Annotated in this window: 21 protein-coding genes and 2 pseudogenes; 4 read left to right on the forward strand and 19 right to left on the reverse strand. The window is 48.6% G+C overall.

The window, feature by feature from the left end:
• Positions 1 to 49 precede the first annotated feature (49 nt).
• Complete coding sequence (locus tag ACH0VJ_RS06140; protein WP_000754366.1) at positions 50 to 1,543, reverse strand: sulfatase; 1,494 nt, start codon at positions 1,541 to 1,543, stop codon at positions 50 to 52.
• A 20-nt stretch (positions 1,544 to 1,563) separates the two neighbouring features.
• Positions 1,564 to 2,328, reverse strand: a complete 765-nt coding sequence (locus ACH0VJ_RS06145; protein WP_371354646.1) for an outer membrane protein OmpK — start codon at positions 2,326 to 2,328, stop codon at positions 1,564 to 1,566.
• Positions 2,329 to 2,768: 440 nt separating this feature from the next.
• Here ACH0VJ_RS06145 and ACH0VJ_RS06150 point away from each other — a divergent pair.
• Positions 2,769 to 3,166: pseudogene (locus tag ACH0VJ_RS06150) on the forward strand (5'-nucleotidase C-terminal domain-containing protein); the annotation flags it as partial.
• Positions 3,167 to 3,303: 137 nt separating this feature from the next.
• Here the strand turns inward: ACH0VJ_RS06150 and ACH0VJ_RS06155 are convergent.
• Positions 3,304 to 3,495 carry a hypothetical protein gene (locus tag ACH0VJ_RS06155; protein WP_012218477.1) on the reverse strand — a complete coding sequence of 64 codons (192 nt, stop codon included), beginning with the start codon at positions 3,493 to 3,495 and terminating at the stop codon, positions 3,304 to 3,306.
• Between the two features lie 747 nt (positions 3,496 to 4,242).
• Between ACH0VJ_RS06155 and ACH0VJ_RS06160 the strand changes: the two genes are divergently transcribed.
• Positions 4,243 to 4,692, forward strand: coding sequence for a transcriptional regulator (locus ACH0VJ_RS06160; RefSeq protein WP_001248822.1), 450 nt, complete (start codon positions 4,243 to 4,245; stop codon positions 4,690 to 4,692).
• Positions 4,693 to 4,791: 99 nt separating this feature from the next.
• Here ACH0VJ_RS06160 and ACH0VJ_RS06165 read toward each other — a convergent pair whose 3' ends face one another.
• The 12 genes and pseudogenes from ACH0VJ_RS06165 to ACH0VJ_RS06220 form a co-directional block, all read right to left on the reverse strand.
• A complete protein-coding gene (locus ACH0VJ_RS06165) occupies positions 4,792 to 5,079 on the reverse strand; it encodes a hypothetical protein (protein WP_000839833.1) in 288 nt (95 codons plus the stop codon).
• Positions 5,080 to 5,117: 38 nt separating this feature from the next.
• Entirely contained in the window at positions 5,118 to 5,963 is an 846-nt protein-coding gene (locus ACH0VJ_RS06170) for a DsbA family protein (RefSeq protein ID WP_000291394.1), read from the reverse strand.
• A gap of 64 nt (positions 5,964 to 6,027) precedes the next feature.
• Complete coding sequence (gene bcfG, locus ACH0VJ_RS06175; RefSeq protein WP_023994349.1) at positions 6,028 to 6,759, reverse strand: fimbrial chaperone BcfG; 732 nt, start codon at positions 6,757 to 6,759, stop codon at positions 6,028 to 6,030.
• The gene (locus ACH0VJ_RS06180) at positions 6,725 to 7,243 is read right to left on the reverse strand and encodes a fimbrial protein BcfF (protein ID WP_001243232.1); all 519 of its coding nucleotides are present in this window, start codon (positions 7,241 to 7,243) and stop codon (positions 6,725 to 6,727) included. The genes bcfG and ACH0VJ_RS06180 overlap by 35 nt, the downstream gene beginning before the upstream one ends.
• A 15-nt stretch (positions 7,244 to 7,258) precedes the next feature.
• Positions 7,259 to 7,804 (reverse strand): fimbrial protein BcfE, encoded by a 546-nt coding sequence (locus ACH0VJ_RS06185; protein ID WP_001082038.1) that lies wholly within the window; start codon positions 7,802 to 7,804, stop codon positions 7,259 to 7,261.
• Positions 7,805 to 8,812, reverse strand: a complete 1,008-nt coding sequence (locus ACH0VJ_RS06190; RefSeq protein WP_000701240.1) for a fimbrial protein BcfD — start codon at positions 8,810 to 8,812, stop codon at positions 7,805 to 7,807. It lies immediately after the preceding gene.
• Complete coding sequence (gene bcfC / locus ACH0VJ_RS06195; protein WP_001245850.1) at positions 8,813 to 11,434, reverse strand: fimbrial usher BcfC; 2,622 nt, start codon at positions 11,432 to 11,434, stop codon at positions 8,813 to 8,815.
• Positions 11,435 to 11,438: 4 nt separating this feature from the next.
• Positions 11,439 to 12,125: a fimbrial biogenesis chaperone BcfB gene (gene bcfB, locus ACH0VJ_RS06200; protein ID WP_000742551.1), complete on the reverse strand. Its 687-nt coding sequence runs from the start codon at positions 12,123 to 12,125 to the stop codon at positions 11,439 to 11,441.
• A 100-nt stretch (positions 12,126 to 12,225) separates the two neighbouring features.
• Complete coding sequence (locus ACH0VJ_RS06205; protein ID WP_000743357.1) at positions 12,226 to 12,768, reverse strand: fimbrial protein BcfA; 543 nt, start codon at positions 12,766 to 12,768, stop codon at positions 12,226 to 12,228.
• Between the two features lie 429 nt (positions 12,769 to 13,197).
• Positions 13,198 to 13,902, reverse strand: coding sequence for a winged helix-turn-helix transcriptional regulator (locus tag ACH0VJ_RS06210; protein WP_000738617.1), 705 nt, complete (start codon positions 13,900 to 13,902; stop codon positions 13,198 to 13,200).
• 280 nt (positions 13,903 to 14,182) lie between these two features.
• A pseudogene (locus tag ACH0VJ_RS06215) lies at positions 14,183 to 17,179 on the reverse strand (chitinase).
• Positions 17,180 to 17,270: 91 nt separating this feature from the next.
• Positions 17,271 to 19,370 (reverse strand): glycosyl hydrolase family 18 protein, encoded by a 2,100-nt coding sequence (locus ACH0VJ_RS06220; protein WP_000235812.1) that lies wholly within the window; start codon positions 19,368 to 19,370, stop codon positions 17,271 to 17,273.
• Between the two features lie 380 nt (positions 19,371 to 19,750).
• On the opposite strand from ACH0VJ_RS06220, the gene ACH0VJ_RS06225 reads away from it, so the two are divergent.
• Both ACH0VJ_RS06225 and ACH0VJ_RS06230 read left to right on the forward strand, forming a co-directional pair.
• On the forward strand, positions 19,751 to 20,194 hold the full coding sequence (locus ACH0VJ_RS06225; RefSeq protein WP_000860682.1) for a transcriptional regulator: 444 nt from the start codon (positions 19,751 to 19,753) through the stop codon (positions 20,192 to 20,194).
• 16 nt (positions 20,195 to 20,210) lie between these two features.
• Positions 20,211 to 20,744, forward strand: coding sequence for a glycoside hydrolase family 108 protein (locus ACH0VJ_RS06230; RefSeq protein WP_001068132.1), 534 nt, complete (start codon positions 20,211 to 20,213; stop codon positions 20,742 to 20,744).
• A gap of 60 nt (positions 20,745 to 20,804) precedes the next feature.
• Here the strand turns inward: ACH0VJ_RS06230 and ACH0VJ_RS06235 are convergent, their stop codons facing one another.
• The 4 genes from ACH0VJ_RS06235 to dnaK form a co-directional block, all read right to left on the reverse strand.
• Positions 20,805 to 21,149, reverse strand: a complete 345-nt coding sequence (locus ACH0VJ_RS06235; protein ID WP_000026889.1) for a phage holin family protein — start codon at positions 21,147 to 21,149, stop codon at positions 20,805 to 20,807.
• 126 nt (positions 21,150 to 21,275) lie between these two features.
• Positions 21,276 to 22,223, reverse strand: coding sequence for a LysR family transcriptional regulator (locus ACH0VJ_RS06240; RefSeq protein WP_000534905.1), 948 nt, complete (start codon positions 22,221 to 22,223; stop codon positions 21,276 to 21,278).
• Positions 22,224 to 22,507: 284 nt separating this feature from the next.
• Positions 22,508 to 23,647, reverse strand: a complete 1,140-nt coding sequence (dnaJ, locus tag ACH0VJ_RS06245) for a molecular chaperone DnaJ (protein WP_001119009.1) — start codon at positions 23,645 to 23,647, stop codon at positions 22,508 to 22,510.
• An 85-nt stretch (positions 23,648 to 23,732) separates the two neighbouring features.
• Positions 23,733 to 25,649: a molecular chaperone DnaK gene (gene dnaK, locus ACH0VJ_RS06250; RefSeq protein ID WP_000516125.1), complete on the reverse strand. Its 1,917-nt coding sequence runs from the start codon at positions 25,647 to 25,649 to the stop codon at positions 23,733 to 23,735.
• Positions 25,650 to 25,778 lie beyond the last annotated feature (129 nt).

A 25,778-nucleotide genomic window follows, 5' to 3' on the forward strand; every position in this document is an offset into this window, starting at 1 on the left:
AGGCGGGCAGAGCCCTAAGTGGCATACTTAATTTTTTATAATTATCCTTTTAGCCCCAGGTCACCGGCGTTGGTTTGTCGCCACGGGCTTTCATTAATGAGTCGTTATCGATGTCCTGTTTCATTTTCAGGAACTTGCCATACAGCTGTTTTTCAATTTCAGGCTGTTTGCCAATTTGGTTCAGCGTTTCGAACCGATCTTTTTTCAGGTTATAGAGGTATTTAGGTTTATTTTCACGATCGATGATCATTTTCCAGTCACCGTCGCGGATCGCCCATTCATCGGTCGGATCATCCTGGAACGGCATATCAATACCGAAGATCAGCGGCTTATTACGTTTTAACGTTTTCTGCTCCAACAGCGGAACCAGCGATTGCCCGTCGTATGTACGATCAGTAGGCAGTTTGAAATCCATCATGTTCGCCAGCGTCGGCATCCAGTCCAGACCATACACAGGCGTATCGGTAACGACGCCCTGTGGAATGTGTTTACCGTATTTGATAATTGCCGGAACGCGAATACCGCCTTCCCACAGGTTATCTTTACGTCCGCGCAGACCGTCAGTCTCGCCTGCGAGGTTCAGCTCGTAGACTTTACGCGCTTCACGCGTCACCGGGCCGTTATCACTGGTGAAGATGACAATGGTATTATCTTCTTCCCCCATCGCTTTAATTTTATCCAGTACTTTACCGACTTGCGCATCCATATAGCTGATATTGGCGTAATATTCACCGGTACCGCGCCACGGTTTATCCGCCCAGTCGCCGTAGAACAGATCGGGATGCTGCTTCTGGTATTCGCTCATGTATTGTGAATACATATCGAGGTATTTTTTCGGCGAGGCCAGTGGGCTGTGAACTTCCGTAAAGGCAACGTATAAGAAGAACGGTTTGTCGTCTTTCTTGTTATCTAGCCAGTTCACCACTTCAGAACTGACAAATTCGCCGCTGATGCTATCGGCACGATCAATATGTTTGCCGTTACGCATCCAGCCGGTTGGGTGGACGACGCCGTAACGCGGGCGCTCTTTGGCATTATCCAGCGTAGCATCGGTCACAAAGCCAGCCGGGTTCACCAGAGAGTAATCAAAACCTAACTCTTTCGGCTGCGGCTGATCGGTACGATCGCCCCCGGCGTTGAGATGCAGTTTACCCATCATCGCGGTATCGTAACCCTGCTGTTTCAGCAGATTGGCTATGGTCAATTCGTTACGTCCAATAGAAACATTAGTACCTTCAGGGATCCAGGAGCGTACACCGGTGCGGAAGGGCATACGGCCTGTTAACATCCCGGCGCGGGAAGGAGAACACAAAGGAGCCGGCGCATAGTATTCAGTGAATTTGACCCCTTCTTTCGCCAGGCGGTCAATATTCGGGGTTTTCACTATCTGGTGACCGTAAGTCGCCAAATCACCATAGCCAAGATCATCTGCCACAATAAAAACTAAGTTCGGGCGTTTTTCGGCAGCCGCGTGCACGACAGATAACGTACTTGTCGCACAAAGCGCCAGTCCAATCATGCTGGCAATGACTGTTTTTTTCATTTCAACTCCTTTGATTTTATTTAAAATGAATATCCGACCATATAAATCATCTGGTCTCCATATCCGTCATAACCTAGTTTGTTCGCGAAATAACGATATGTCACAGTAGCTTTCCAGCGGGGATAAAATTTCCATGCCAGTGTTAATCCACCATTTAATCCATTTCGACCGAATTGCTGCTCCGTATAAGCGTCATTTCTATCTAGTTCGATTTCATTCCAGTCAGATAAAACAAAATCTTCACCAAATAAATTAAAATTATAGGCTGCAGTCCAGCCAATAACATAGCCATTCCAGCCGCTTGTCTGCCCATATTTCTGCGAGACATAATCACCAGATTGATTATGCAGATCAATATAGGGTTTGAAGAACCCCCAACTCCCGCTCCAACCTAAATACCCCGCTCCATAAAACATATCGAGGTCATCGCCCCATGAGTTATCCCATTGACCATATATCTTACCGAAGAAAGTATAATCTGAATCAAAGAGTCGTACATGAGTCATGGCAGAAACAGTATGATTTCTTCCAGCAACAGCGTGATTTAACACGTTGCTTTCAATAAATGAATAGAATTCTGCCTCTTTGAAATTGACACCAAAGTCAGCAGTTACTTTCCACACCTCCCCACGATGTACATTGACGAATCCACTATTCCAGTCAGCATAACCGGCATTAATTGATCCAAATGAATTCTTATATTCCAGTGCATGTACAGAATGGCTAAAAACAGTAGATATTGTAAGTAAGAGACTAAATAATACTGTTCGCTTTATCAGAGACATTGAATATATTTCCCATAGTTATATTTTATTCATCAATGAATATGTTTTACTCCGGTGTCGAAGTTTAACCAAATCTAGTTATAGAATAGTGATATAAATCTCACATCACGCAGGATAAAAGTATTTAAAAATAATGTGTCGAGAAATGTTTTTTTATAAAAAATAACTCAATGTTTATTATTAAATCAACACTTCATCTTTTTAGGTCATACCGCAGATTTAGTGTTGTACTAAGCTTTACCTTTTGGATAACTGATAGCAAAGATTGATGTGATTTGCCCCGCTGTTCCGTAACTCAGGGGGTGATCCGAAACGGTCATTTCCCCCTCAGGAGTGCAACTCTATCGCTGTAAGCAATACCTGAAAACCTGCCAGCACAGCCATCACAACAACGGTGCCCTCCATCACACCATTATTGATATGACGATGATTACCTGCTCGGCGATGTTCTGAGTATGTATCCTTTTACTAACGACGTAATGAACGTGGAAATTAGCGGTAAAGATCTGAAGGCGATGATGTCTCATGCAGCCGATCCGAAGAACGGCATGCTGCATGTGTCGAAAACGGCCAAATTCAAACACTACAACACAAAACCGCTGGGACAGCGTATTGTCGAATTTGATATCAAAGGTAAACAGGTCGCAGACAAGATATTCAGTACCGTCGCGCTGACTCCTTTATCGGTAAAGGCCGTGGCGGATTTGACTTCACGAAAGGTAAAAATGTCAAAGACATTAAAGGGCTGTAAACCTCGCAGGCAATTGCTGATTATATGGAACATATCAATAACATCGTTCCGGATCACACCATGCGTGTTGACGACATCAGTAAATAAAACAACTCTCATGCGGTCGTTACCCGGTGGCGGCAGATTGATATTATCTTCGCGGAAACGGTAATTACCGTTGTCAAAAACCAGAAACTCCACGATACCCGGTTCGCTGCTTTCAACTCAGACACCAGGATAAAGGCTTAACGGCGCGGTGCCATAAGGATTAAGGTAATAACGGCATGTGTATATGTATTGTCATCACGAATTTGGTCGAGGAGCTGTTGGTATATGGCGTTATGGTTTTGCACCATCGCGTTATCGGTATCAATTTTCTGATTCATCGGCGCTCTTGGTGCAGGCATGGCGAGTGAGGACTGTTGGTTTACGTACATAATGCTCTCCAGACTATACGTTATGAGACTTCTGCAATGCAGAGGCAATTTCTCTGCCCGTCCAACATAATATTCCGAAGATGTTCAGCATAGTTATCATGTATAACGCAATAACAAAAAAAATCATAAAAATATTTTATATCGCCATCTACTCATAAAATTTCATCCTGAGAAAGCAAGTCATCATCGAATATTTATTTAGTTCTTTTTACCTATATCCTATAGCATCCATAAGACCGACCAATAGGCCGAAATAAAAGTTACACCAGATAACATAAATTATCATTCAAGCACATAAAAAATGCTTAACCTAAAATCATAGCACCACTTAATAAAATTAATCATAAACGGTGGCAAAATATTATTTTTATGTCCTTTTTTGTAACTAACCGCATTTTCAAATTAATGAATCACAACAGACAATTCTCATCAACTGAATAAAAAATAATGACATACATATTATTTACCGCTCAAAAACATGGTTTGAGAATCCTTAAACGACACGTTATATGCATACCTCATTAAATATTGATAAAACAGAATCAACATGCTTATAGAAAGAACACAAAAACAATAACACAATAACATTTATTTCACTTAAACAATTTAGCCAATTTAATGACAGTTGATTTTTCAGGCCTGTCGCCCCAACCTATCCTTGCTCATAGCATAGCGGACACGTTGCAACGATGCTGACTATACGGAACAAGTGGGATGTCATGGCCTGAAAGCACAAATGGAGTAATCATGAGACAGCATAAAATAAATAATGAGTTTATTTACAATGAATCATTAAGGGAAATCACGTCCTTGCGCAGCAATGCAGCGTTCAAAATGACATTTATGCGGGCCTGGTGCCTAAGCTATTTAATAGAAAACGCACATCAGGAATTGATTATCCGTGAAGGTGTCGCGTACGCAGTTTGGGGAGAGCGAAGTCAATTTGTTAGCGATGCTAATTTGACGCAACTTCTTTATCTGCTGCGACGAGATTTACAACAAATCGGGCTTTTCGAACTGTTTGTTACGCTCCCCAGGCAGGGGATAAAAATCGATGAAAGATTTATCATTGACGCTGCTGACATACCGCCACAAGCTATTCAATATCATACTCACCGATGTAATAAAATTATATCCATTGGTATTCCCACTCTTTTTTTATTGATGGTACTTTTCTTTTTAGCGCCGTTTATCTGAAGATAAAGTCTGTAGACCGTGTCCCGGGAAGGTGAGAACATTTTTCATAATATCCTCACACGACACTGACGGGACACTACCTGCGGTCTGCTACGCGGTTCAGTCATAGACAATGCGTAGCACTGTTAATTGCTTATCTTCATCCAAATAATCTCGTTTTACCGTTGCATGAGGAGACGATATCGGCGTGATAATATTCTCGACAATAATATAACGTTCAACTCCCTCTTTATTATGGCATTGAATTTCTAAGGTTCCTACGTCATTCCAGCAGCCTGCCTCAACAACCGATCCCATAAAATGAATCTGAGCGGTCGGTTTCGCTGTCCCTTCATGAACGATAAAGGAAAGTAAAATCACCGGTATGACGCAACGCATAGACTTCATTTTACTTTCACTCCTGTGCGTTCTCCTCTGAGCGAATATCACCCCTTCGCTTTCTGAATCGCCATTTGCAACATATCCTGAGTCGTGCTTCCCGGGATCACGGTCACCCGTTTTACATCACCGTTTTGCGTCTGAGGCATGACGACAAAAGCAGGCGTGCCGCTAAAATCCATATGCTGCGCCAGTGCCTGGTTAGTGAGGAGCGCATCATGTACTGCACCGCTGCTTTGCGCTTCTTTTACGACGGCCAACTGCGTCGGCGTTAGATAATGTTGCGCCAGGGTATAGACATCGTGTTCCGTTAACGCGCCTTCCACCTTCCCTGTGGCATAAAGCGCATTATGCCAGTCGAGATATTTTGCCCCGCCCTGGGTGAGCCATACCTGTTCGCCGACTCTTGCCGCCAGTCCGGATACCGGCCAGCGGGAGGAAAAAATAGGAAACTCTTTGAAAATAAACCGGGTATCCGGGTTCGCCTTAATCAGGTTTTCGACCACAGGCGCCATTTTGCTACACCACGAGCACTGGTAATCAAAGAACATCACCACCGCCGCTTTTGCCTCGTTTGGTCCAACGGAAGGACTGCTGCTACTGAGCAACTCAGCACGATACTGTAATGCCAGTTGAACATACGCCTGTTGTTGCGCAATCTGCTGACGCTGATGCAATGTCTCGCTGGCGGCGACCAAAAATTCCGGATGTTCGGCCAAATACGTTGCCACCACCTCTCCCACTTTATCCGGATGACTGACGATGTAGGCTTCCGCCGTCGGGCCAATTTGCGACGTCGGGGCAGAATCGGCGGCGATTGCCGAGGCGGATACGGCAACGCCTGCCAACGTCAACATCGCCAGTCGGGAAAGTTTTAACGCGTGATAATACATAATAAAAGTCTCGTTCGATAAGATCGGAAAGCCTCCCGCTATCGGGAGACGCCTGAAAAATAGGTTAATGAATACGCGTCAGATCCACGGTTTGCGCTGGCATTACCCGCCCATAGTCATTAATACTTTGCCAGCGCACAGTGCAGCGAACCGTGTGCCAGCACCAGTCCGTTTGACGCGTTGCAAAGGGAGCCACGACCCCGGCGTTGTCCTGGGCGCGCTCGTTAGCGCGTAATAAAAAGAGCGTAACGTAATAGGGTGTCGGATTGCGTACCGTCGCGCCATCGGGGGTAAGCGACCAGATCAGATGCCGGTAGGCCTGCTGCGGATTGCCGGCGAGTCCCTCAGGGCGATAGAGCAATTTTAAAGCCGAACGAAACGCCATTTGTACACGGTTCGCTTCCGGTTTACCGGAGGGAATAGCGGCGATACTCAAGGTAAACAGACTTTCCCTGTCGGCGGGTAGCGGTCCGCCGGTATAAACCACCCGCATTGAGTTTTCCTGGCGCGCTGAAAGCATAAATAATGGCGGCGTGACCACGAAGGGCGTGATATTCCCTTCGTTTTTGGTTCCAGGCCAGCGGCCACCAGGTAAAATATGCGTATCAATTAACCAGGACGCTTCTGAATGGTTACTTACCGGTACGCTTAATGCCGGGGCGCCCGCATGATAGATAAAGCGAGTACCGCCAATTACCACGCCAGCCTGCGCCCATGATATGGGAAGCAAGCACCAATATATCGCGCAGCGTAAAAAGAACTTATTCATAGGCAAGAATGAAGGTGGCGGAGGCATTGGCGTCCCCGGGCGTTACCGCGCCGCCATCGGCAAGATAACGCGCGTAAAATTGCAGATGCGCCGACGCCTGACCCGGACTAAGCGTCACCACATCACTCTCCTGCCCCAGTGGGATTAAGGTTTTATTTTGATCATAAAGCGCAATCCCAATGCCTGAAGCGTCGCTTTCCCCTGCGGTAAGCGCCAATAAATCCGTATTACGACTGTCCGCCGCACCGCTAAAACTGACCGTTACGCCGCTGGCAGTGCTGCCGCAGTTTTGTAAATCGATAGCAAAAGGTTGCCATGCGGAACCGTCGCCTGCGCGATAAAACTGCCGTTGAGAAACCGCGCCCATCGCCACGTTAATATTTTCCGAGCCTGGAGAGAGCGAACACGTATTGTCCGTGATGGTTCCGGAGACATAGACCCGGCCATCGTGCGCCTGGACGCCGGATGCCGCCAGCAGCATCCCGATGCCGTACAGGATATCGTTACGCATAATTACGATGGCTCCTCATTCATACTGCATATCGAAATACATGACCGCCGTCGCGTTCCCGGACGTGACCGTAGGCCGGGTCGATTTATAGCGAATATAAAAAGACAGCGTGTTGCGTCCGGCTTTCAACGGATAGACCACCGAGTCGGCATTATTGATACTGATGGTATCCTGATCATCATTCAGAATTTCCACCCCAACCCCGCTTGCTAACATGTTTCCGCTTCCCATCCCGGTATCGGTGATCGCCAGTAGCGCGGGATTGTCCGGATCGGGTTCGCCGGTAAACCAGATCTTCGCCCCGGCAATTCCTCGGGAACAATTTTTGAGGTTGATATTAAAGGGCTTAAATTTTGTCGTTGTTCCTGTCGAAGGAAAGTCGCCAACCGCAAACTGTCCTAAATCAATACTTTGACTGAGGCTGGAGATATCTATGTCGCAGGTTTGCGCCACAATAGTGCCGGTAAATTCGAGGTTATAAGCGAGGTCGTCAGCGCTGGCATTGATTTGTGGACACAACATTAGTCCCATGGCAAAAAGAGCGCAGTGTGATCTGTTCATTTAGTCAAAGTCCACTCGCAGGCTGGCCAGTGCGGTAAACGCCCCTTCCGCTGGCGTTTCGCCTGTTGTACTCACCGGGTAGGCTTGCAATGTGATGTTAGCGCGTCCGGCGCTATCGGTGATAAAAGGCGCGACGCTCTGTACATCATTGGGGATAAGCGCGTTTCCTTCATCGGTTTCGACCACTACGCCGACATCGGCATTATCCGAAGCGATAGCCTGGGGAACGTGGCTATCCGGCGTAGCGATAAGACGCATTGTTAAATTGACCTGCGAATCCAGACCGCTGCACTTTACCGGTACGCTGAATTTTTTCGCTCGTACCCCCTCCGGCTTTTGGCCTGCATGGTTGAAATTGCCGCTGTATAATGCGCCGAAATTTACCAGAATCGTTTGTCCGGCGTTGATTTCACAGCTTTGCGGTACGGTCACCGTTCCACTATAAAGAATGCTGTACACGACATCTGTCAGCGGATCGCCTGCGGCGGTCATGACATAAACATTGAACATAGTCTTAGGACTAATATTCACCGTGCCGACGAACGGTTTAACAATTTTGAGCTGAAACTCCAGATTTGAGTCACGAACGTAAAACGGTTGACCCGCTTTCACATTTTCATCATATCCCATCAGGACATTGTTCATTGGCGGATAGATATCGCCCGCCGAAGAATCCTCAATTCGCATTCCGCCTTCCAGGTAGTCCGGATCCAGCTTTAAATATTTCCAGTTACCGCTTGTTTCTACGACCGGATATGGCGACACATAGGAGCGATAAGTCTGGCTATAGGTCGCCGCGCCGGCGGGACACACCGCCTGTACATTAACTTCCTGGCTTTTTTCCAGTTGAACCGTCTTTCCTACCTGGTTTTGTTCTGCCGTCAGAGTGGTCGTTAAATCGTAATTAATACTGGAAGGTACACCGTTAACGTTTTTACACACGTCTGCGAATGCGTACTGCGATACGACACTTCCCGCCAGCAGAGCAAATAAAAGAGGTATTTTCATTTAATGACACTCCGCATGTTGTCGACTCAGAATCTGACGGGAGGAAGAGAGATGATAGGACGCGACGCACTGTTGATCCGGCAGGTTCCCCCAGCGAACGTGCAGAACGCCTTGCGCTGACAACCCGGAAAGATAGACCTCCCCGGCCTCGTCAACAATCGCCTCCGCATGGCGATCATTCACCGTCACCGTTGCGCCAAAGGGTACAGGCTTACCGTTATGATTCAGCGTTACCAGGGCACGCGCGCCAACCCGCGCTTTAAAGCTGGCCAGAACCAGCGCGCCTTCGGTCGGCACAACGCGAGTCACCGCGTCATCAATATCGACATCATCCGCCATGGCGTTAACGTCCAGCGCCATACGGTTTTGGCGATATGTTGTCGCATACGGCACCACCGCATAGCCACGCGCGTCCGTATGAATACCCGGCTGGTCGACAACGCCGACATTGGCTGCGCCCGGCGCGGCAATCAAAATATTGGTATTGCCTAACGGCTGGCTTAGCGTCACTCCATGCGCGTGCGCCACCAGGCCGCCGCTCAGGCCATAATTCACCTGCTGGTAATCGCCGTTATCGCTAACGTTATAGCCAATATTGGCGTTGCCTTTCGCGCCATCGTATTCCAGGCTAGCGGCGCCGCTTTCGCCAATACCGTGATTCTGATAACCTTGCTGTATGTTGTAACTAAGATTGTTTTCGTCCAACAGTGTGCCGCTAAGGCCCGCATTCTGCGTAACGTTATGCTGTTTGTCCGTACTGGTGCTAAAGGTAGCGTAAACATTGTGATGGCGCGTGACCTCATCATCGTGTTGCAGCCATTGACTTAGCGGCACCGAGATATTCAGCGCGAAAATTTGATCGCGCTCCGCATCGCCTGCGGATTTGTTATTGTTGTAAGAAACGCTCCATGCAATACCCGCCAGCGTATCGCTGTATCCCACCTGCAACAAAGAATCCTTTTCATCAGTGTGCCAGTAACTTTGCTGACTGCCGGTAATAAAAAGCGATCCCAACCCGCCTAGCTGTTGATTGATATCGAGTTGTACTTTCCCCCTCCTGGTATAATAAAGATTGTAATAATCCGCCCATTCCGGCCTGCTTTTATCGCTGTCAGTCCGATTGTCATCGTCATAGCCGCTCATCCGTTTCCACGTGGTATCATCCAGCGTATAAAAGCCCGAGGTTGAATAGCGATAGCCCATAAGCTGTAAATTGGTTCCTGACTGTGCAAGCGATTTGGCATACAGGAAACGCAGCGATTGCCCCTGGTAGGTGTTATTATCCGCCAGCGTACTGGTAGCCTGGGTGACATCCAGCGACACCGCGCCCCAGTCGCCCAGATTTGCGCCGCTGCCGATCGCCAGCGCGTGATAATGACTGGAAAGTTGTGTTCCGCCATACAGCGTAAAACCATGCGGTACCCCCCATATCAAGGTCGCCTGACTGAATTTCACCTTCTCTTTTTGACTACTCTCGCTGCGATACTCCGCCACCGTCGCCGCATACTTCAGCCGCCCTTCTCGTTGTAGAATCGGCACGGCGGAATAGGGCACGTTATAACGATTAATAGAACCGTCGGACTCTTTGACTTCCACAGTCAAATCGCCGCTGGCGGCGGTAGGATAGAGATCATTAATAGTAAATGCCCCGGGCGGCACATAGCGCTGATTAATGATGTAGCCGTTTTGCCGAATGGTCACTTGCGCGTTGCTTCTGGCAATGCCGTGAATGGTCGGTGCGAAGCCCTTCATGCTGTCTGGCAACATATTGTCGTCAGACGCCAGTTGTAGCCCGCGAAAAGGAAGGCTGTCGAATAATGCGGAGGGGGTATAACTATCGCCTGCCGTCAGTTCTCCCTGCAAAAAGACCACATCACGTTCCAGATAAGTACTGATGTGCTGCCAGTCGCTGTCGCTATTCTGATCGCCGCTATTCGCGTTCCATGTGGAGTAGTCGCGTAACCGCCAGGCCCCCAGATTAAGGCCGCTATTAAATCCAAGAAAATAGCTGTTCTCCGCACTGCCGCCTGGGCTCCGATCCTGACTATTCGCGCCGGTAAAGGTGTAATTCAATAGCAACGCATTAATACCTTCATCCCAGTATTTCGGTGGGATATAGCCTCTGGCGCTGGCAACCATCGCCGCCTGCGGGATGCTAATGTCGAGACGTTGCTGCGCAAAATCAAAGCGGGTCCGGGCGGCCGGTATCGCACTGGCGAGATCCGGGCAACTTCCCGCCGCCGCCTTCGCCAACAGTGGAAACGCCCCGGTGTTTACCCCCATATTTTTAAGCATTTCAGGCGTCAGGCAGGCGCGTAATCCGCTGTCATCGGTGGGCGCGCTTTTTCCCGTCGTTTTCACCGCCTGGAAGGCAATGTCTCTGGTTGCGAGAAACGTATTGTTCAGGTAAACGTCAACGCGATACATCCCCGCCGCCTGGGCATTACGGGAAAAGGTCGATAGGTCGGCCACCGCAGACGGGTCGTCAGACAGAAATGCCGGGTTGAAATAGTTTTCCGCCCACCCCGGCGCAGGCGCCAGTGCGATAGCCAACGCCAGCGGGGTTAATACGGGTTTAGTTACGCTGGAGTAATATCGCGTCATGAAAAGCTGATTACGCATAACATCATGAAGCTGGACAAACGCGTGCTGGCGTCGTTGCGCCAAAATCGTTTACCGTGCGCAAAGATACCTGGCCGGGCGTCGCCGGGAGAGTGATCGCGCCTTTCGGCGGTACCATAGTATTCGGCAGTTTTTTCCCCGCGCTATACAGTTCAACCATCGAAACGTAGTACGGCGAAGGGTTAGTAATCGTTAGCTGGCCGCGCTCGTTACGGCAGCGAAGCGTCGACGGGGCATGAGCTGGCGCCTCCGCCAGATTTTTCGGGCGGATAAATAGCTTAATCACGCTTTGCGTCGCAATTTGCAGGGAGTTGCCGGTCAATTTATTTTTATCGACAGAGGGTATCGCTTTACTGTTTAAATAAAATACGCTTTCGCGATCGGTCGGTAATGACGGCCCGACATACATAATACGTAATATATTTTCTTTTTTAGGCTGGATCACAAAGAGAGGCGGCGTAATGATAAAATCCGTCGAGCGTGAACCATCGGCATTGGCGACCCATGACTGAATTAAAAAAACATTGCTGGCAGAAGAATTAATAATCGGCAAGGAGGTTTGCTTACTTCCCTGCGGATAAATCACCCTGGTCGCGCCCAGCGCAATGCCTCCCGCCTGCGCGGCAAACGACAGGCCGGCCGCCGACAGCAGTAGCAATAATCGAAGGAAAATCGGTACGTTTTTTTTCATCTGCGTAATATCCTGATGCCGTCGGTTTGTTACGCGCAGTGACGCGCGTAACGCCCCTTTCTCGCCTCCCAACAGACGAGAAAAAAATCCCGATAAGGAATCAGGAATAAACCATGCTAAATGTCGCCGTCGCGGTAACATTACCGGCAGTCGCCGTACCGGTAGCGATATAATCCACGCTAAGCGGAATAACGTTTTCGCCATCGTTCAAGGTAACAGTACTGGACGATTCACCGATATTCAGCGCCTGGCCATCTGGTCCATAAAGTTGTAATGCCACATTCGTCGCCGAACCTGCCCCAGCGGTATTCGCCAGCGACCCCGGCTGGTTTGCGTCCTGTTGGCCATTAAAAATCACCGCCGCATTCTGGCTGGTCTGAGTATCGCAGTCTTCCAGTTTGATGGTGAAATCTTCTTTTTGATTCGCCACCATACCGGCCTCGGTTAATTTACTGGCGCGAACCTGGCCTAATGTCACGGTCTGATCGACAGAGTCAGCGGAAACAGAACAGGCGGCGTCAACGACCTGTCCGACAAAATTTACCGTACCGCCAGTGACGGTTGTAGTATCCGCTTGCGCGGTGGACAACATTCCGCCAAAGGCAATGGCAGAGACCATTAATGCTAGTACAGGCTTTTTCATTCAAGCTCCTTTTAAATATAAAAATGAGGGTAATCAGATTTTTTAACGAAACGGCTGCTGATATTTCTTCACAGCAATATCACGACTTTTTCTTATGCGAAAAAAAGTGTCTTCTTGTTCTGATATAAATGTCAGAGGCAATAAAACAGCCACTCAACGTCGTGAGTTAATCTTTACGTTATAATGAGATAACGATGTTATTAATTATTAGCAAGCCAACGGCAAGTTGCAATCATCGACATTTGGTTTTATAGGACTAGGCATAACCTATTGTTTTATATTAACTTTACACCAGTCGTTCAGCCTATCTCCTTTAGCCATATTGACTTTTTAAAAATAGCTTTCATAACAACCTTCAGTAAAACATTCTATTAACGATACCAGGCAAATTCAGTCGAGATATGTAAATATATCGTTGCGTATAGTACATTAATACGCCACTGGCAGTTTTCCGAGCGCCGTCAGCCGCCCATTATCAATATGGATATACCCGCCTTTTTTTAGTTCAGACAGAATCTTCATAGTCCGACTGCGCGATATCCCGGTACGCCGTTGAATAAAATTCAACACGATAATGCTTTCCCGGTAGGCCTGTGGATAAGCCCAGATTTCAGTCAGCAACGCCCGAACTTTCAGATAAGAATCGACGCCGACTAATTCACGATCGCGCGCGCTCATCACCATCAGACGGTAAGCCAGACAACGGGCCACGTCGTGCCACAAATCGCATTCATCGGCGATTTTTATAAAATCCGGCAGGCGAACAAATCTACCGGTACAAACCGTTTCTGCGAGCAAAAAGTGTTCCGGTCGCGCGGGGACATTATAGGTAGCGCCATAGCTGTCAACCATACCCACGACCGATGGCGCAAACGATGAAGATATATGGAGTCGTTTGTCATCATGACAGAAAGAAACAACGCCTGACTCCAGTAATACAATGTAGTGTTCATCATTTGCCTGTAAATAAAACTCATCGCCGATACCCAGCGTAAACGGTTGACCAAATGGCAACAAGGCCGAAAATAAGGCATCAATTGCCGCGTGAGGTTTAGCCTGCTGAGAAAAAAGAAAAGAGTGTAATGAATTCTCATTATTATCTTTAGCAAAAGCGTCGTTCATCATTTTTTTCATTAACGGTTGTCTACTCAATGTAGCGTCACAGTATAACCTCTCAAAAAGTACTTAAATTAATAATAAATAACATCGCTATGCAGTATTTCTGTATTCACAACGCACTAATACGCAATATTTTTAAGATTAAGACAATTCTTAATACAAAATGATTACAGAAAATTAATAACAAATTACGCATAAAGAATGAGAGGTCAGGGGGCGCAGGAAAAGAGATTCGAAAGAACGCGCCTTCGAATCTCAAACTAATAGTCCAGATTAATGCAAATAAGCAGTGATATTATCTGAAATAGCGAGGGGCAGCATAATACTCTACCATTTTATCCGCCAGCCAGCCGCCGTCTTCACCGTTAGAATGGATTGTCGTAATACTGATAGTAGAACCACCGCCCCATAAGATCGAAAAGACGTTAAAGTCCGGTAGGTTCAGCGCCTGCATCTGGCCCCAGTCATACCCTTTATCTTTACGTAAAAAGTCGCCGACGGTTGGGACGCCGTAAGTCGCGCTATTTAAGGCCGTATTGAGTAGCTGCAAAGAGAGCGTGTCAGGATCGCTGCCAATACGGGCGTCACCCATAAAAAAGGTTCCGCCGGATGCAAAGTGCGCAGCGCTGATTTTACTGACGCCCTCTTCTACTGTAGGCATATGGCCGCCTGGGATTTGCCACAGCATGGCGGGCGTCAGCAGCGCTTTCGTCACCTGTTTGACCATCGCCAGGTAATTAAGCCAGCATGTCGCATTCCAGCCATAGTGGGCAAGCGCATCAGGACTGAAACAGTCTCGCTCAAATTTATCAAACGCAATAAAGTCCGGCGCATATTCTCCACTATAAACGCCCAGTTCATGAATAAATCCGGCGATCGCCTGCCCTTCAGCTACCGGATCAGCGGTATCGCGCAGCACCCAGTCCGCCGTTCCTGTCGCCCAGACATTCGTCTGCCAGCCAAAAGCCACATCCGGGGCAAACTGACGAACAAGATAGTTCACCGCCTGAATATAGCCGTAGAGATCGTCGCTAAACGTCGGCAACGAAGGCACGATAAAGCCAGCCATCGCCGGTAATGCTTGTATCGCCGCCGCCAGTTGGGCATTCACCGGCACACTGTTTTTTTGCCGTACTACGGTATAGCCATACGGTCCTTGCTGTAGCGCCCCGAGAAAATCCGGGTTAAGCACAAAGGTGGCCGGGACAGGATGCGTCTCATCTTTGTATGACTACGCCGCCAGACACTGGGTAATAAAGTTACCAAAATGGTTACGTAGCTTTTGCGCATCCTGTAAATCCGCCAGCGCGCTACCGCCGCTGGCATTCGCGGTATAAATGACCATTACCGGCATGACGCTACGCCCGGCTTCTTTTTCTATCTGGCGCACCAGCGCAACGGTTTTATGGATCGGTAACGTCGCGTAATCCAGAAAACCATCCCCGTTCACGTCAACCTCCGCGGCCGGAACCGGATCGCCGCCGCCGTCAAAACCATCGTATTTAAACAACGCGCTAAACGGTATATCGCGATAAAGAGAAACCGTCTCTGGCGCGTTAACCGTCACGCCGCCATGAGCAAGGTAATCAGGCCAACCTTTTACCTGTAGCGTCACGCCGGGCAGAAACTCCAGCGCCACATGGTTGACCTTTTGCAACAACCGTAGCGGCCCGGCCTGTTCACAACGCCACGGCACGCTGTCGATGAAAATATCGTCCGTCTGAACATCATACAGCCCGGGCGCAAAGCGTAATGCCAACGTCTGCCGATCGCTGCCGCTCTCCAGCATTAATGAGTATTGATATTTACCGCTGCTGAACAGATAACGCTGCGGCACGACGCCATCGGGCAGACCCAGTATAGTGGCATCCACCGTCACGAAACTCGCCGTGTCGAGCGCTGACTGTTGGTAAGCGACAGCAACCTCGGCAACCTGCGCCGCAGCAGGGATAAAACCCGTAAGCTGTATGGGTGCCGCTATAAAGCGGTTATTAATCATCGCAGGCTGCAGATTGACCGTATAATGATGCCCCGCCAGTAGCCGGGTGATTAACTGCGGTTGGTTGGCGATCAGCGTGACGGTACGCTCATCCGCTTGCGTAACATCGGCGATCTCAACGGTCAATTTCGCATTACCAAGCGCAGGGGCGTCAATCATCAGACGCGCGCTGGCATAACGGACAATCGGCAGACAGGATACCTGGACCTGCGCGGCGGCATCGCCGGATTGCAGCGTAACGGTAAAAGAGGACTCGACTGGCGCGATTTGCATCTCATCATTCGCCAGTACCGGTACGGTAAGCCGATACGTTCCTGCGCTAAGATCGCCTATTGTCAGAACCTCGCCCCACTCACCGACAAAGCGCCGGGTTTCGCCGGCAGGAAACAGCAGCTCAATCACCGGTTTGAGCGCCACGGTCTGCGTCATGGCAGGAAAATGAACGCAAATTTTTCCCTGGCGGGCAGGGTCATGGGCCAACGTCGCGTTCAAATCGCTGATGGCAACTGGCGTCTGCGTGGCGGCCAGATAGCACTGTAATTCGGCGATATCCCCTGCCGCCAGCATCAGCGCGCCGTCATGATTAATGGTGATGGTATTCTTCTCGATGGGCCATCCCCCATCGCTGGCCAGCGTCACGGCCTGATTCCCCAGCATTGTTCCCTGAAACGGACTGTAGGGATCGGGGTGCGCGCTGGCCGTAAAATTCAGTTGAAGCTGATTGAGATCTACCGCCTGGGCGTAGAGGTTGGTCAGCGTAAAGGTGACGCGTTGATACCAACTCGCGGTATTCAACTCGCTAACGTTAAGCGTAAGGCCGCGTTCCTGAAGGTCATTGTCCTTTTCCGGCACATCGGGTTCGGCGGGTTGTTCGTCTGCGGCGGGTATCGCTGGCGTCTCCTGATCGGATGGGGTTTCAGACTCTGCGTCTTCGGATGACGATGACGCCAGCGTCAAGGTGATGGCGGACATTTTTACCGGCACCTGCGTCGCCGCGAGGCTGAAAGAGAGCGTCCCGCGTTCGCCCGGCTGAAGAAGTAATGCATCGCTGTTATTAATGATGATGTTGTTAGTTTCCAGCGTGCCATACGAACTCTCATTCAGCGTAAGCGGCAGGTTCCCTTTGAGCGTACCGCCGCTATTTCCCCATGGATCGATGTGCCCGGAAGCCGTGAATGATATTGCGGCATGGTTCATATCGACCGCATTACCGCTCTCATTGATGAAAGTTAAGGTGATTTTTTGATACCAGCTGTTGACGTCAAATGCGCTGGCGTAAATGGAAATGGTCATGGTCTACTCTTCCTCTGTCCCTGGTGGAGAAAAGCCCCGGTAAACCGGGGCTTGAATCATGAAGCCCAATACATCGGCTTAATACCGTGTATTAGTAAGCGCCAAGATCGGTCCATGCACCGCCGACACCGCAGTTCAGATCAGGCTGGTTGCCCATAGACCACCATTTCACCTGATAGTTATGGCCTTTCCAGCTAACGATTTCGAAAGAACCCCAGTTTGCGCCATAAACGGTAGAAGCATCCCACTGCGCGTAAGGTGACGTTTTGTCATCTGCTGGCGTATCATCCTCAGCCGGCGTGGTATCTTCTTCCTCGTCCGGTACAGGAACGATAATCTCTTCTTCCTCTTCCGGTTCCGGTTGAACCTGAGATAGCGCAGGCACAGCCGTCAGAACAAAGCGCTGTTGAGAGGACGGTTCGTTGTAGCAGTCGCGTACAAACAGGGTGAACTGAAAGGCTGTTTTTTCGCTAACTTCCGGTACCACAACCTCAATGATTTCTGCCGTTTTGTCTGCCACATCGATTTGAGAAGGCACGCCCCAGCTAAAGGACAACTCATCGTTATCTTCATCAGAAGAACCTGCGCCAGACAGCTGTACCGTAGATCCGCCTACAACCATCAGTTCAATCGCCGCTTTCGGCGCGTGGTTGACCTTCTGCGCGTCGTCGCTGTCGCTCTGCTCTTCATCTTTTTCTACATTGATACCTTCAAAGTAGAACGGTTCCATATCGATAACTTCAGATTCGATTTCATAACCCAGACCTTCACGCACGGCGTTAACCAGCACGCCGTTGTCCTGATCGATAGTCCAGGTAAACACGCCGCCCAGGCCCAGTTTCGCTGCATATTCGCCTTTTGCTTTGACAGTACGCGGCGTATCCAGGGATAAAAACAGTTTGGATTCCGGGCTATACAGGTAGTCAGCATCAGCGACCTGGTCGGTGTAAACGTTGAAACCGTTACGGCCTTTCTGGTTTTCCAGATCCAGGTAGCTATAAATGACGTCATACCATTCGCTGGTGCCGGATTCGAAGGAACCGGTAGTAGGGCCTGAACCTGGGTTGTAAGAACCTTTCAGCGGCGACAGGGATTCAATTTCTACCTGACGAGCGTTACGGGTATAGCCGGCATAACCGATGTTGATACGGTCAGCGGAGAAACCTTCCGCCAGCAGGTGATCAACGATAGTTTCGACAGCCCAGCCGCCCTCTTCCAGCGCTTTGCGGTTGGTGTGGTGGCCCAGCGTTTCCGCCCACGGCGTACCGAAGAAGTCATAGGTCATCAGGTTGATGCCATACAGGCCAGCAGCCATCAGATCTTTTACTTTCGCATAGTCAAAAATAGTAGTGACAGCAGAAGCGGCAATAGAGATCTTCACATTGCTCAGACCCGCGGAATCCAGCTGTTTACGCAGTTCGGCAATCAGCAGCGCGTAGTTAGCGCCATCTTCCGGACCAAACGGGTTGCCCGCCCCTTCATTGTTCGGGTATTCCCAGTCAATATCCACTTCGCTGAACATCGGGAACTGTTTGAACAGTTTCACCACGCCTTTGGCGAAGATTTTACGAGAAGAGTCAGAAGCGGCGGTTTCGTGGAACCCGTTACTCATGCTCCAGCCGCCGATACTCATGGAGAGCGCCAGCGTGTGACCTGCGGCTTTCGCTTTTGCCTGCATATCACGCAGCGCGCCCAGCAGACCCTTGGCGTTAGACTGAGTTACAGTCTTCGGATCCACATCCCAGCCGCTGACATCAAAGCCGAGGTTGATATAAGACTGGAAGTCGCCCCATGGGTCGAGGAAGGTCGGCTCATATTTCACTTTGCCGCACAGCGCTGCCGCTTCTGCTACGACATCGCGGTCTTCTGTATCAATTTTTCTGAAACCGGTGATGCCAACAAAGCCAAAAATCAGTTTGTCATAAGCCGTCGGTGAAACGTTGGTTAAATCATAACCACGGCCCGGTTGGGACATATTGCCTTGCAGACGGCTGTCATACTGTGACCAGTCGGTGTAATAACCGAATACCTTCGGTTTAGTCGTGGAATTTTTATATTTATTGTATACCGGTTTCGCAACACGAGCGGAAGTATAGCTTATTTTATCATCGCTTGTTGCAGGGTCAAAACCATTCGCTGCATGAGTAGTTTCAGTAATTGTATCGCCTTGAATCAGTTTGCTTGTAGCCATTTTCAAATTTCCTTTTACGTTTCAAAATTGTCGCAGCTCGTTCTGCGGGGTCCATAATCGTTACAGGCATAAAAAATAGCTAATCACAAAACATCATCTTTTTAGATGATATAAAAATCATAAAAATGAGGTTAACAACACCGTCTAACGAAGAGAAAACAACACCTCTCAGCGCCCGCTTACTCCGTTCTGGTGAGAACATAGTAAATATCATTTATCATGTAATTAAATATCATTTAATTACAATGAAATAATGTGATTACACTCGCTATAGACAATGACAATACAATAAAACCAGTGACATTTATTGGATTAAGACATTTCTCATACAATATAGTCACCACAGACAACCAGGATGTACATTTCTAAAGGAAGACGTTATGAAAACTTATATCATTAATAGCAATTGCATTTACAATGAAGGTAAATATGAACTGAGGACGGTCTCAAATTCACAGGTTATTAAAATGACTGCGATGAGAGCCAAATGTCTCAGTTTCATCATCGAGAATGCTCATCTGGAGATTATCGAGCGACAAAAAATAACCACTGCGTTATGGGGAAGTCGAAGCCATTATGTTAATGATGCAAATCTAACGCAGATTCTCTATTTAATCAGACGTGACCTTAAAGCGCTGGGTATTAACGATCTTTTTATTACCATTCCAAGACAAGGTCTCAAAGTGAATAGTGATATCACCATTATCGCGACGGATAGCGAAACAAAGGGAAGAAAAAAACAGATTGTACGGCAAACCATCGCCGCCCTGACGACCGTATTTTCAGTAACGTTAGGTTCTCTCATGTATCTGCATATTCACTAAGCGAAGGAAAAGGAAGATGAATCCAATTATAGATGGAATTATTGCGCTTGAAGGCGGTTACGTATTTAACCCTAAAGATAAAGGCGGCGCCACCCATTGGGGCATTACCGAAGCCACGGCGCGAGCGCATGGCTATGCTGGCGATATGCGGGATCTGACCCACGCTGAAGCCTACGCGATTCTCGAAGAGGATTACTGGATAAAACCAGGTTTTGACGTCATCTCGACGCTATCGTGGCCAGTCTCCTTCGAGCTGTGCGATGCGGCAGTCAACATAGGCGCTTACCACCCCAGCGCGTGGCTGCAACGCTGGTTGAACGTCTTTAATCACGAAGGTAAACGCTACCCGGATATTCATGTGGATGGCAATATTGGCCCGCGGACGCTTGCCGCTCTCGAACATTATTTGGCCTGGCGAGGCCAGGAAGGGGAAGCCGTTTTGGTGAAAGCCCTCAATTGCAGTCAGGGCACGTACTACTTAAACGTTGCTGAGAAAAACCACAATAACGAACAATTTATTTATGGCTGGATCAAGAATAGAGTGACCTAGACCAGGCTGAAAAAAGACGCGTAAAAGGCTCACGGATGAGCCTGATACTGCAAATGATAATTAATCTGAATTATTACCTTCGATAATTTTTTTAATCCGCCGCCCAAGAATCTTTAAGATCGGACTCGCGAAAACACCGCCTAAGCCTGCCGCCAACAGAACAATGTTGAAACTGCACTCTTTTTCGATTGCAATCGCGCTTAACAAGAAACTGGTGAAGCAGGAAATCACGATCTGCGTTAAGCAATATTTAATACTTTCATGAGAACTATTATATTCTGTCTTATCTTTGCGTAAAAGATAGCTGACAAAGCCTCCCCACGCGCCAATCGAAATAATAGTGAGTAAGATCTCTAGCTCCAATAGCACAACTTCCGTTGTCGACACATGGTTGGGAATAGACATTTTAACACTCCGAAATCATTATAAATGAATAATTAACACAAGGAGTGTAAGCGCCCTGTCAGAAGGGTAAAAATCAAAGCACATCATTTAAAACCATATTAAATCAAAGCGTAAAAATGAGGTGTATTAGCGACGGAAGGAGGAGAGTGTTTGTAACATACTTACCATCTCATTAATCGTCGATATATTTCTACTATTTTTATTCCAGGATGCATAGACCTGAACTGACTTCAAAGCCAGTTCGGGCGGAGGCTGAATAAACTTAATGTCATATTTACGATGATTTTTATAAAAAAGCGCTAATTTCAAAGGCATCAATGCAATCAATGAGGTTCGTTCGATCATGCTCATCAAACCGTTAAGCGAATCACTGCGATAGCCGACAATACGCCTGCCAGTATAGTAAAGCTCATCCTTAAATAACTCGCTATCATGATATATCACTGAAGCCCCCATCCCCGGCTGATATAACGCATGACGCGAAGAATAAAAATGATGTAGCGACAGTTGTGAGAGGGTACTCAGCATGTGTTTACTGCTGCAGATACAAACAAATGATTTAAAACTATCAATGATTTGATTCTCTATGCCGGACTCCAGCAAAGGTTCGGCACTAATCAACAGATCGCCTTGCGCAGTAAACAGAAGTTCGCTGATATGCTCCCGACTCATATTTCTGACGGAGAAATGATTTATCAAAATACGGTCAAATATATCGCTGTTATAGAGCTGAGAAAGATAATAGCTTTCAACAATATCACTGCCTAATAACGTTATCTGGAACGCTTCGTCTTTTTTGCTATTACAGAGAAATGTATCATCCACCAGTTTCATCACCTGACTGAAATTTTGGTGAATGTCGACAGCCTTAGCTGTGGGGATGAGCCCGCCTTTCCCTCTGCTAAACAGTTCCTCCGGGTAATAACTCTGCAGGCGCTTTAACGCCAGAGAAACGGCAGCCGGTGTAATGCCTAACTTTTTTGCCGCCATAGCCGCATTTCCTGACAAAATAACAGCGTCAAGAATTTTGATTAAATTATAATCAAAGCTCTTGTTGGCACCTTTCGATCCCATTCGCTGTCTGCCTCCGGAAACTAAAAAAAGCAATATAGATAATACTCAAGATAAATCAATTCACAGCATCTAAAAAAGCAATCGTTAATGTCATCGCATCACGTTTTTTTAAAGAATAAGCGTATACAAAACTGCTGATTAACATCAATTTGTTTATCAGTAAAAACAAAATATCAACAAATGAGAGGATACGATGCGTTTAGCAGAAGCCTGGGCGCGTACAGGCAGAAAAAAGCCCGGATATACATACACCCGGGCTGAAGAAAAATACAACGGGAAAAAGGTTAGCGAGTCAAATCGTCAAAGAATTTTTTCACGCCGTCAAAGAAGCTTTTTGAACGCGGGCTGTTTTTCTCTCCCGTCGGGCCGCCAAAACTTTCCTGAAGATCTTTTAGCAATTGCTTCTGTTTTTCGCTCAGACCGACCGGCGTTTCAACCACCACACGGCACAGCAAATCACCCTGCGCGCCACCCCGTACGGACTTCACGCCTTTGCCGCGCATACGGAACAGCTTGCCCGTTTGTGTTTCGCTCGGTACTTTCAGCATCACGCGACCATCTAACGTCGGCACTTCAATTTCACCGCCGAGCGCCGCCATCGCAAAGTTGATCGGCACTTCGCAATAAAGATTATTGCCTTCACGCTCGAAAATAGGGTGTTGTTTCACCTGGACCTGAACGTACAAGTCGCCTGCCGGTGCGCCATGCTCGCCCGCTTCGCCCTCGCCTGCCAGACGAATACGATCGCCGGTATCCACGCCCGCCGGGATTTTAACGGACAGAGTTTTACTCTTTTCAACACGCCCATGACCGTGACATTTATGGCACGGATCTTTGATCAGCGTACCGCGTCCCTGACAGTGTGGGCAGGTCTGCTGTACAGCAAAGAATCCCTGGCGCATCTGTACCTGACCAGAACCATGACAGGTCGGACAGGTTTGCGGTTGCGTACCAGCTTTCGCGCCGCTGCCGTGGCAAACGTCGCACTCCTCCAGCGTCGGAATACGGATCTCTTTGGTCACGCCACGCACCGCTTCTTCCAGGGTGAGATCCATGTTATAACGCAAATCAGCCCCACGCGCCGCACGTTGGCGACCACGCCCGCCGCCAAAGATATCGCCAAAAACGTCACCAAAGATATCACTGAAATCAGCGCCGCCATTAAAGCCGCCGCCAAATCCGCCGCCCATCCCGCCTTGTTCAAACGCGGCGTGACCATACTGATCGTAGGCTGCGCGTTTTTGCGCATCGGTCAGCACTTCGTAGGCTTCTTTAATCTCTTTAAACTTAGCTTCGGCCTCTTTATCACCCTGATTGCGGTCCGGATGATATTTCATGGCCAGGCGCTTATACGCCTTTTTGATTTCACGCTCTTCCGCTGTTTTGGAAACGCCTAAAATCTCGTAGTAATCTCTTTTCGCCATCTCTTTTTATCTGCCCTTAACATGCATACACGGGCGGAGAGGAAACCTCTTCGCCCGTGCCAGTAATTACCCGTTCAAAGGGCGATTATTTTTTATCTTTTACTTCTTCAAACTCAGCGTCGACAACGTCGTCATCTTTCGCGTTGTTTGCAGAAGCGTCAGCGGAGCCAGCCTGCTGCTGCGCATGTTGCTGCTGAGCGATTTCCATCAGTTTCTGGGAAACCTGCGCCAGTTCCTGCATTTTCGCTTCGATAGCGGCTTTATCTTCGCCTTTCAGGGCAGTTTCCAGCGCGTTCAGGGCAGACTCGATAGCGGTTTTGTCATCAGCCGGCAGTTTATCGCCTGCTTCTTCAACCTGCTTACGGGTGCTGTGCAGCAGATGGTCGCCCTGGTTACGGGTCTGAACCAGCTCTTCGAACTTACGGTCGGATTCAGCGTTCGCTTCTGCATCGCGAACCATTTTCTGAATTTCTTCCTCGTTCAGACCAGAAGACGCCTTGATAGTGATCTTCTGCTCTTTACCGCTATTTTTATCTTTCGCGGAGACGTGCAGGATACCGTCAGCATCGATATCGAAGGTGACTTCGATCTGCGGCATACCGCGCGGCGCCGGGTTGATGCCATCCAGGTTGAACTGACCCAGAGATTTGTTATCAGACGCACGTTTACGCTCACCCTGCAGCACATGGATGGTTACCGCAGACTGGTTGTCTTCCGCAGTAGAGAACACCTGGCTGTGCTTGGTCGGGATGGTGGTGTTTTTGGTGATAAGCGGAGTCATCACGCCACCCATCGTTTCGATACCCAGAGACAGCGGGGTAACGTCCAGCAGCAGTACGTCTTTCACATCACCGGTCAACACGCCGCCCTGTACCGCTGCGCCGATAGCCACAGCTTCGTCCGGGTTAACGTCTTTACGCGGCTCTTTACCAAAGAATTCAGCCACTTTTTTCTGCACCATTGGCATACGGGTCTGACCGCCGACGAGGATCACGTCGTTGATATCAGACACGGACAGGCCAGCGTCCTGCAGTGCGACTTTCAGCGGCTCGATAGAACGGTTCACCAGATCTTCAACCAGGCTTTCCAGTTTCGCACGAGTCACTTTGATGTTCATGTGTTTCGGACCGGTGGCATCTGCGGTAATGTACGGCAGGTTCACGTCGGTCTGCTGCGCAGAAGACAGCTCGATTTTGGCTTTTTCTGCGGCTTCTTTCAGGCGCTGCATGGCCAGCGGATCGTTACGCAGGTCAATGCCCTGATCTTTCTTAAACTCGTCAACGAGGTAGTTGATCAGGCGGGTATCGAAGTCTTCACCACCCAGGTGGGTATCACCGTTGGTTGCCAGAACTTCAAAGGTTTTTTCGCCATCAACTTCGTCGATTTCGATAATAGAGATATCGAAAGTACCACCACCGAGGTCGTAAACCGCGATAGTACGGTTGCCGACTTCTTTATCCAGACCGTAAGCCAGCGCTGCGGCAGTCGGTTCGTTGATGATACGTTTAACTTCCAGCCCCGCGATACGACCAGCATCTTTGGTTGCCTGACGCTGCGCATCGTTAAAGTAAGCCGGTACGGTGATAACCGCTTCAGTTACCGGTTCGCCCAGATAATCTTCAGCCGTTTTCTTCATTTTCTTCAGCACTTCGGCAGAAATCTGCGGCGGCGCCATTTTCTGACCTTTCACATCAAGCCATGCGTCGCCGTTGTCGGCGCCGATGATTTTGTACGGCATGATAGAAACGTCACGTTGAACTTCTTCGTCCTGGAAGCGGCGGCCAATCAGGCGTTTAATCGCAAACAGGGTGTTTTGCGGGTTTGTCACTGCCTGACGTTTAGCCGGCTGACCAACCAGAGTTTCACCATCCTGGGTATAAGCAATGATAGAAGGCGTAGTGCGATCGCCCTCGGCGTTCTCCAGCACGCGTGCCTGCGTTCCATCCATAATCGCTACACAAGAGTTGGTAGTACCCAGGTCGATACCAATAATTTTACCCATCTAAACGTCTCCACTAAAAATTCGGTCATCATGTGGTTGTGAATCTGTAATAAGGGCGAAACGTGCGGTTTCAACTACCCTGAATCGTTTTTTTTCAGACTCACCACTGCGGTTGACTACAAGATGGGG

This window comes from Salmonella sp. 2020_1459 (genome assembly GCF_043847915.1).
Lineage (GTDB): Bacteria > Pseudomonadota > Gammaproteobacteria > Enterobacterales > Enterobacteriaceae > Salmonella > Salmonella enterica.

Coding starts and splice junctions, on each gene's coding strand:
- ACH0VJ_RS06140 (WP_000754366.1), bottom strand. CDS start 1,543: ATGAAAAAAACAGTCATTGCCAGCATGATTGGACTGGCGCTTTGTGCG.
- ACH0VJ_RS06145 (WP_371354646.1), bottom strand. CDS start 2,328: ATGTCTCTGATAAAGCGAACAGTATTATTTAGTCTCTTACTTACAATA.
- ACH0VJ_RS06155 (WP_012218477.1), bottom strand. CDS start 3,495: ATGTACGTAAACCAACAGTCCTCACTCGCCATGCCTGCACCAAGAGCG.
- ACH0VJ_RS06160 (WP_001248822.1), top strand. CDS start 4,243: ATGAGACAGCATAAAATAAATAATGAGTTTATTTACAATGAATCATTA.
- ACH0VJ_RS06165 (WP_000839833.1), bottom strand. CDS start 5,079: ATGAAGTCTATGCGTTGCGTCATACCGGTGATTTTACTTTCCTTTATC.
- ACH0VJ_RS06170 (WP_000291394.1), bottom strand. CDS start 5,963: ATGTATTATCACGCGTTAAAACTTTCCCGACTGGCGATGTTGACGTTG.
- bcfG (WP_023994349.1), bottom strand. CDS start 6,759: ATGCCTCCGCCACCTTCATTCTTGCCTATGAATAAGTTCTTTTTACGC.
- ACH0VJ_RS06180 (WP_001243232.1), bottom strand. CDS start 7,243: ATGCGTAACGATATCCTGTACGGCATCGGGATGCTGCTGGCGGCATCC.
- ACH0VJ_RS06185 (WP_001082038.1), bottom strand. CDS start 7,804: ATGAACAGATCACACTGCGCTCTTTTTGCCATGGGACTAATGTTGTGT.
- ACH0VJ_RS06190 (WP_000701240.1), bottom strand. CDS start 8,812: ATGAAAATACCTCTTTTATTTGCTCTGCTGGCGGGAAGTGTCGTATCG.
- bcfC (WP_001245850.1), bottom strand. CDS start 11,434: ATGCGTAATCAGCTTTTCATGACGCGATATTACTCCAGCGTAACTAAA.
- bcfB (WP_000742551.1), bottom strand. CDS start 12,125: ATGAAAAAAAACGTACCGATTTTCCTTCGATTATTGCTACTGCTGTCG.
- ACH0VJ_RS06205 (WP_000743357.1), bottom strand. CDS start 12,768: ATGAAAAAGCCTGTACTAGCATTAATGGTCTCTGCCATTGCCTTTGGC.
- ACH0VJ_RS06210 (WP_000738617.1), bottom strand. CDS start 13,902: ATGAAAAAAATGATGAACGACGCTTTTGCTAAAGATAATAATGAGAAT.
- ACH0VJ_RS06220 (WP_000235812.1), bottom strand. CDS start 19,370: ATGGCTACAAGCAAACTGATTCAAGGCGATACAATTACTGAAACTACT.
- ACH0VJ_RS06225 (WP_000860682.1), top strand. CDS start 19,751: ATGAAAACTTATATCATTAATAGCAATTGCATTTACAATGAAGGTAAA.
- ACH0VJ_RS06230 (WP_001068132.1), top strand. CDS start 20,211: ATGAATCCAATTATAGATGGAATTATTGCGCTTGAAGGCGGTTACGTA.
- ACH0VJ_RS06235 (WP_000026889.1), bottom strand. CDS start 21,149: ATGTCTATTCCCAACCATGTGTCGACAACGGAAGTTGTGCTATTGGAG.
- ACH0VJ_RS06240 (WP_000534905.1), bottom strand. CDS start 22,223: ATGGGATCGAAAGGTGCCAACAAGAGCTTTGATTATAATTTAATCAAA.
- dnaJ (WP_001119009.1), bottom strand. CDS start 23,647: ATGGCGAAAAGAGATTACTACGAGATTTTAGGCGTTTCCAAAACAGCG.
- dnaK (WP_000516125.1), bottom strand. CDS start 25,649: ATGGGTAAAATTATTGGTATCGACCTGGGTACTACCAACTCTTGTGTA.